Below are 6637 nucleotides of genomic sequence, written 5' to 3'. Positions count from 1 at the left end.
CGAAGACAGTATAGGCAGGAGAAGACCATGGTGGTTCAGGCCGACATCGTGCTGCGCAACGGGCCGATCTGGTGCGGGCGCGAAGAGGGCGTCGTCGAGGCCCTCGCGATCTTTCGGGACAAGGTTCTTGCGACCGGAAGCGATGCCGAGATCGCTCCGCTCGTCGGGCCGAAGACGCGCGTCATAGACCTCAAGGGCCGGCTCGCGACGCCGGGGCTCAACGATTCCCACCTGCATCTCGTCTCGCTCGGCATGACCATGGGCTGGGTCGATTCGAAGCCGGAGGCGGCGCCGACCCTGGAGGCGCTGCTCGGCGCGATCTCGGCCCGCGCCGCGACGCTGAAGCCCGGCGAGTGGATTCTTTCGCGCGGCTACGACCAGACCAAGCTCGATACCGGCCGTCACCCCTATCGCGAGGAGCTCGACCGCGCGGCGCCGAACAACCCGGTGATGCTGGTCCGCACCTGCGGCCATATCGCGATCTGCAACTCCGAGGCGCTTCGGCTCGGTGGCATCGACGAGGCGTCGCCGACGCCGCAGGGCGGCCTGATCGAGCAGCAGAACGGCCGCCTGACCGGCCTGCTGGCCGAGAACGCGCGTGCTCCGGTGCAGGCCGCGATCCCCGCCGCGACCGAGGAGGATCTCATCTCCGGCATCGAGCGCGGCGGCCGTTATCTGCTCTCGCTCGGAATCACCAGCTGCATGGACGCTGCCGTTGGGCAGAAGGGCGGCTTCGGCGAGATCGCGGCCTATCACCGCGCCAAGCGTGACGGCCGCCTGCCGGTCCGCACCTGGCTCACCCTGCTCGGCGACGATGGCCGTTCGATCGTGCCGGATTGCTACGATGCCGGCCTGATCTCCGGCACCGGCGACGACATGCTGATGATCGGCGGCGTCAAGCTCTTCCTGGACGGCTCGGCGGGCGGCCGCACCGCCTGGATGACCGAGCCCTATCTCGGCGAGGACAAGACGACCGGCGTTTGGATGTGGGAGGATGCCGAGCTCGAGCGCATGGTGCTCGACGCCCACAGGAAGGGCTATCAGCTCGTCTGCCACGCCATCGGCGATGCGGCGATCGAACAGCTCATCACCGCCTACGAGAAGGCGCTCGCAGCCTATCCCGATCCGGATCGCCGCCATCGCATCGAGCATTGCGGCTTCTCGACCCCGGCCCAGCACGAGCGCATGGTCAAGGCCGGGATCTATCCCTGCCCGCAGCAGGTCTTCATCCATGACTTCGGCGATGCCTATGTGAAGGTTCTCGGCCCGGAGCGGGCGCTGTCGAGCTATCCGCTCCGCACCTGGTTCGATCTCGGCCTGAAGCCGGCGACGGGCAGCGACGCACCGGTCTGCGACCCCAACCCGTTCCCGAACTTCCACACCATGCTGACCCGCCAGACCTGGAAGGGCACGGTGATGGACGAAGCCCAGCGCGTTTCGATCGAGGAGGCGCTGCAGGCCTATACCGAGTTCGGCGCCTTCTCGCAGAAGCAGGAGAAGGTGAAGGGCCGGCTCGTGCCCGGGCTCCTGGCCGACGTCGCGGTGTTCTCTCGCGATCTGCTGACGGCCGCTCCGGCCGATATCCTCAAGGATACCCGCTGCGATCTCACGATCCTCGGCGGCGAGGTCGTCTACGAGCGGTCTGTGAACTAATTCCGCCGAAGGCAGGCCGCCTGCTACCGGCGGCCTGCCAGAATATTGAGCATGAGGGGAAGACAGCTACGGCAAAGCCGTTATGGTTCCGCTTGGAAGCAAACAACTCCGGATCAGCCGGAGCCGATGGGAAGAACGGGAGGAGTAATCGTGTTGTTGAAGAAATTTGCCTTTGCTACGGCGCTGACGCTGGCGGCCTTCACGGTCCAGGCGCAGGCTCAGGAGCCGCGCCGCGGCGGAACGATCCGCTTCACGGCCCCCTATGGCGCGTCCTTCGTCAGCAATGACAGCCACGTCTCGAACCAGATCCAGGACGAGATCTACGGCTATGCTCTGCACAGCATGCTCTACAAATGGGATGCGAAGGCCGGCAAGCCGGCGCTTGATCTCGCCAAGAGCGTGACGGTCTCGCCGGACGGCAAGACCTATACCTACAAGCTGCGCGACGACGCACTCTTCCATAACGGCCGCAAGATGACGGCCGACGACATCATTTGGTCGTATACCCGCCTGATGGACGGCGCGAAGAACTATCCGGGCGCCCGATACATCGCCCGCGTCGTCGGCGCGACCGATGTCCAGAAGGGCCAGGCCAAGGAGATCTCCGGCCTGAAGAAGATCGACGACCACACGCTGGAAATGACGCTGACGGACAAGGCCGATCCCGGCTACTTCCTGTTCAGTGCGACCACCGCGATCCTGCCGGCCAAGGAGGCGCAGGCTCCGGACTTCTTCAACAAGCCGATCGGGCTCGGGCCCTTCAAGTTCGTCGAGCACGTTCCCGGATCGCGCATGTCCTTCGAGCGCTGGGACAAGTACTACCAGGCCGGCAAGCCCTATGCCGACAAGCTCGTGATCTCGCCGATGGGCGAGGCCGCCGCGCGCGACGTAGCCTTCCGCAACAAGGAGATCGACGTCTCGATCCTCGGCTCGACCCAGTACGTCGCCTACAAGGCCGATGCCAACCTGTCGAAGGGCATCCTCGAAGTCGCCGAGGTCTTCACCCGCAACATGGGCATGAACCCGAGCTTCAAGCCCTTCTCCGACAAGCGGGTGCGCCAGGCGATCAACCACGCCATCGACAGCGACCTGATCATCAAGCGTCTGGTTCGTGACAAGGCCTATCGCGCCGCGAGCTGGCTGCCGCTCTCCTCGCCGGCCTTCGACAAGGATGCCAAGCCCTACGCATATGATCCGGAGAAGGCCAAGAAGCTCTTGGCCGAGGCCGGCTATCCCGACGGCTTCGAGTTCGAATGGACCGCTACGCCCAACGAGAGCTGGGGCATCCCGATCGTCGAGGCCACCATCCCGATGCTCGCCAAGGTCGGCATCAAGGTGAAGGTCAAGCCGGTCGAGACCTCCGCGCTCGGCGGTGTCGTCGTGGGTGGCGACTTCCAGGCCTATATCTGGTCGAACACCTCCGGGCCGGACACCCTGACCGCGCTGAAGTGCTTCCACTCGTCGACGCCGCGCTCCTCCTGCAACTACACCACGTTCAAGAACGCGGCCTACGACAAGCTGATCGACGACGCCTCGAACGAGACCGACGCGGCCAAGCAGCTCGAGCTGCTGAAGAAGGCCAATGCCATGCTGCAGGAAGAGGCGCCGGTCTGGTTCTTCAACTACAACAAGGCGGTCATGGCCTATCAGCCCTGGCTCCATGGCCTCCAGGCGAACGCGACCGAGCTCGCGCTGCAGCGCTACGAGGATCTCTGGGTCGACGCCTCGTCGCCGGCCGCCAAGTAAGCTGTGCTGAGCTCACGCCGTCGCGCATGCGCGGCGGCGTGAGCTTGTCCGTGTCCGAGCGTCCGTGACGACGCCCCGCACAGCGGCGGTCAGGAGCCCTTGCCATGTTGCCCTACGTCTCTCGCCGCCTGCTGCAGGCGATCCCGATCCTGCTTGCCGTCGCGGCGCTGATCTTCGTGCTGTTCAGCGTCATCCCCGGCAATTTCGCCACCAGCCAGATGGCTGACGGACGCAGCAATATCGACGCCGAAACGATCGCGCGCATGAACCAGCAGTTCGGGCTCAACGACCCGCTGCCGCTGCGCTTCGCTAAATATGTCGGTGGCCTCGCGACCTTCGACCTCGGCGATTCCTTCCGCACCCGCCAGCCCGTCATCAACCTGATCGGCGAACGGCTCTGGCCGAGCCTCCAGCTTGCGCTGGGAGCGATGCTCTTCGCCATCGTCATCGGCGTACCCCTCGGCTTCTTCGCGGCGCTGAAGCCCGGCAGCTGGGTCGACATGCTCTCCATGGTCTTCGCCGTGTCCGGCCTGTCGCTGCCGATGTTCTGGCTCGGCCTCCTGCTGATGTACGGCTTCGCGCTGACGCTCGGCTGGTTCCCGAGCTTCGGCTATGGCGATGGCGATCCGCGCTACATCGTATTGCCGGCGATCGCGCTCGGCGTCTCGCCGCTGGCGCTGCTGGCGCGGACGTCGCGCGCTGCCGTGCTCGAGATCATGCACGCCGATTTCGTCCGCACTGCCCGCGCCAAGGGGGCGAGCGCCTATCGCGTCATGCGCTGGCATGTCGCGCGCAATGCGCTCGTCATCGTGCTCACCACGCTGGGCCTGCAGTTCGGCTCGGTGCTGGGCCAGGCGGTCGTGGTCGAGAAGCTCTTCGCCTGGCCGGGCCTCGGCTCCCTGCTTGTCGACAGCGTCACCTGGCGCGACATCCCGGTCGTGCAGGGCTGCATCCTGACGATCGTGCTCTTCTTCCTCGTCGTGAACATCGCCGTCGACGTGCTCTGCGCCGTCGTCGATCCGCGTATCAAATACAGCTAGGCCTTCGCCCATGAAGTTCCGTGCCAATCTCTGGATCGGCGGCGCCTGCTTCGCGCTCGTCGTGGCCGGCGGCGTCTTCGCCCCCTGGCTTGCCCATACCGACCCCGTCATGGACGCCAACCTGATGAATGCCGAGATCCCGCCGGGATCGGAGTTCTGGTTCGGCACCGATGCGCAGGGCCGCGACATCTACAGCCGCGTGCTCTACGGCGCGCGCATCTCGCTGACGGTCGGCATCGTCTCGCAGCTGATCAATACGTTCATCGGCGTCGCGCTCGGCCTCTCCGCCGCATATTGGGGCGGCTGGTGGGACGATTTCGTCAACGGCCTGACCAACATGATGCTCGCGATTCCCTCGCTGATCTTCGCGCTGGCCATCATGGCGATCCTGAACCCTGGCCTCACCAGCCTGCTGATCGCGCTCGGCCTGACCAACTGGTCCTTCACCTGTCGGCTGACCCGCGCCGCGACCCTCTCGGTCAAGCAGCTCGGCTATGTCGAGGCCGCCCGCTCGCTCGGCTACGGCACCTTCCGGATCATGCTGACGCAGATCCTGCCCAACATCGCCGGCCCGATCATCGTCATCGGCACGTTGGGCATGGGCGGCGCCGTGCTGGCGGAAGCTTCGCTCTCCTTCCTCGGCCTCGGCATACGGCCGCCTTTCCCGAGCTGGGGTTCGATGCTGTCCGATGCGCGCGACCAGATCTCGACCGCACCGTGGATCTCGATCTTCCCGGGGTTGGCGATTTTCCTGACCGTGCTCGGCCTCAACCTGCTAGGGGACGGCCTGCGCGATATCCTCGATCCGCATTCGCAGCTCCGCAAGGCCTGACAGCAGAACCGATGACGACCCAAGAAACGCCTGAAAACCTGATCGATCCGCCGCTCGAAACCATCCGCTTCCATGGGCTGAAGGCGGGGCCGAAGCTCCTCGTGCTCGGTGCCGTGCATGGCAACGAAACCTGCGGGCCGAACGCCATCGCCCGCGTGATCGAGGATTGCCGCGCGGGGCGCGTCGTCATCCAGCGCGGCGAGGTCACCTTCCTGCCGGTCGCCAATCCCAAGGCCTACCGGCAGAACACCCGGGAGGGCGACCGCAACCTCAACCGCGACCTGCGGGAGCGGCCGCAACCCGGTGACAACGAGGATCGGATCGGTAACCGCCTCTCCGCCGTCCTGCGCCAGCACGACATGCTGCTCGACGTTCATTCCTTCACCGGGGAGGGCGTGCCCTTCGTCTTCTTCGGCCCGGACGACAATCGCGGCGAGCTCGAGCCCTTCCGCCATGGCGCGGCCGAGGCCGCCTTCGCCGCCTGCCTCGGCGTCGACCTGATGATCCATGGCTGGCTCGACATTTATGTCCGGCTGATCGCCGCGCGCGAGCGGCTGAACCTGCCGCGGCTGGCCGTGACCGAAGGTTTCGGCACCACCGAGTTCATGCGCTTCGCCGGCGGCTACGGCGTGACGCTCGAATGCGGCCGCCATGAGGATCCGGCCTCCGTCGATGTCGGCTACAGGGCGATACGCAACGTGCTCGTCCATGTCGGTCTCACCGAGGAGGCGCCGCTGGCCCCGGCCGAGCGCACCGTCGTCCACATGGACGACCTCGTCATCTGCGAGGCCGAAGGCGACCGCGTCGAAGGCAGCTGGAAGACCGGCGATCGCGTCGCCAAGGGAACGCCGATCGCGCGCCGTGCCGATGGCACCATCGTGACGATGCCGCGCGACGGCTTCATCATCTTTCCCAATCCCAAGGCGAAGCCCGGTGAGGGCATCTGCTATCTCGGGGTGGAGAGCCAGCGCCGGCCATGACCGGCGCCGGCATGCCTCACGGCACGGCGCCGCGCTTGTTGCCGAAGCCGGGAATGTAGCAGCTGCAGGGCGCGCCGCGCGGTAGCGGCGGCGTCGGGCATTCGCCGCGGCTGGTCACGCAGATATTGTTGTAGCGCGGGCGATAATAGGGGCGCTCGTAGCCATAGCCGCGACGATCGTAGCGCGGCGGGGGCGGGCGATCGTCCTCGTCGTCATCGTCATAGGCCGGCGGAGCGCGGTAAGGCCCGCCATAATACTGGGCCTTGGCCGGGATGGCGCTGAGCAGGACGGCGCAGGCGAGAGCCGAAACCGTGAGCTGACGACGCAACATGGTCCTTCCTTTCGATTTCCTCGCCGCCGCTTGCGCTCGGCGAGGCGATTCGCCT

6 protein-coding genes are annotated in these 6637 nt (G+C 66.1%); 5 read left to right on the top strand and 1 reads right to left on the bottom strand.

Going from position 1 to position 6637, the window contains the following annotated elements; all coding sequences use genetic code 11:
* Nucleotides 1–27: 27 nt before the first annotated feature.
* The 5 genes from ACIPIA_RS08095 to ACIPIA_RS08075 all read left to right on the top strand — a co-directional run bounded on the left by ACIPIA_RS08095 (nucleotide 28) and on the right by ACIPIA_RS08075 (nucleotide 6251).
* Complete coding sequence (locus ACIPIA_RS08095) at nucleotides 28–1653, top strand: amidohydrolase (protein ID WP_400508371.1); 1626 nt, start codon at nucleotides 28–30, stop codon at nucleotides 1651–1653.
* 156 nt (nucleotides 1654–1809) lie between these two features.
* Complete coding sequence (locus tag ACIPIA_RS08090) at nucleotides 1810–3399, top strand: ABC transporter substrate-binding protein (protein WP_400508369.1); 1590 nt, start codon at nucleotides 1810–1812, stop codon at nucleotides 3397–3399.
* Between the two features lie 104 nt (nucleotides 3400–3503).
* Nucleotides 3504–4439: an ABC transporter permease gene (locus tag ACIPIA_RS08085; protein WP_400508367.1), complete on the top strand. Its 936-nt coding sequence runs from the start codon at nucleotides 3504–3506 to the stop codon at nucleotides 4437–4439.
* A 10-nt stretch (nucleotides 4440–4449) separates the two neighbouring features.
* Nucleotides 4450–5271: an ABC transporter permease gene (locus ACIPIA_RS08080; protein ID WP_400508365.1), complete on the top strand. Its 822-nt coding sequence runs from the start codon at nucleotides 4450–4452 to the stop codon at nucleotides 5269–5271.
* 11 nt (nucleotides 5272–5282) lie between these two features.
* Nucleotides 5283–6251 carry a succinylglutamate desuccinylase/aspartoacylase family protein gene (locus tag ACIPIA_RS08075; protein WP_400508363.1) on the top strand — a complete coding sequence of 323 codons (969 nt, stop codon included), beginning with the start codon at nucleotides 5283–5285 and terminating at the stop codon, nucleotides 6249–6251.
* A gap of 16 nt (nucleotides 6252–6267) precedes the next feature.
* Here ACIPIA_RS08075 and ACIPIA_RS08070 read toward each other — a convergent pair whose 3' ends face one another.
* Complete coding sequence (locus tag ACIPIA_RS08070) at nucleotides 6268–6582, bottom strand: hypothetical protein (RefSeq protein ID WP_400508362.1); 315 nt, start codon at nucleotides 6580–6582, stop codon at nucleotides 6268–6270.
* Between the last annotated feature and the right edge of the window lie 55 nt (nucleotides 6583–6637).

The sequence above is a fragment of the Allobosea sp. CER48 genome, from assembly GCF_044752385.1.
Classification (GTDB): Bacteria; Pseudomonadota; Alphaproteobacteria; order Rhizobiales; family Beijerinckiaceae; genus Allobosea.
Note: the sequence above shows the minus strand (reverse complement) of the source record. Positions and strands in the feature narration are given on the sequence as shown.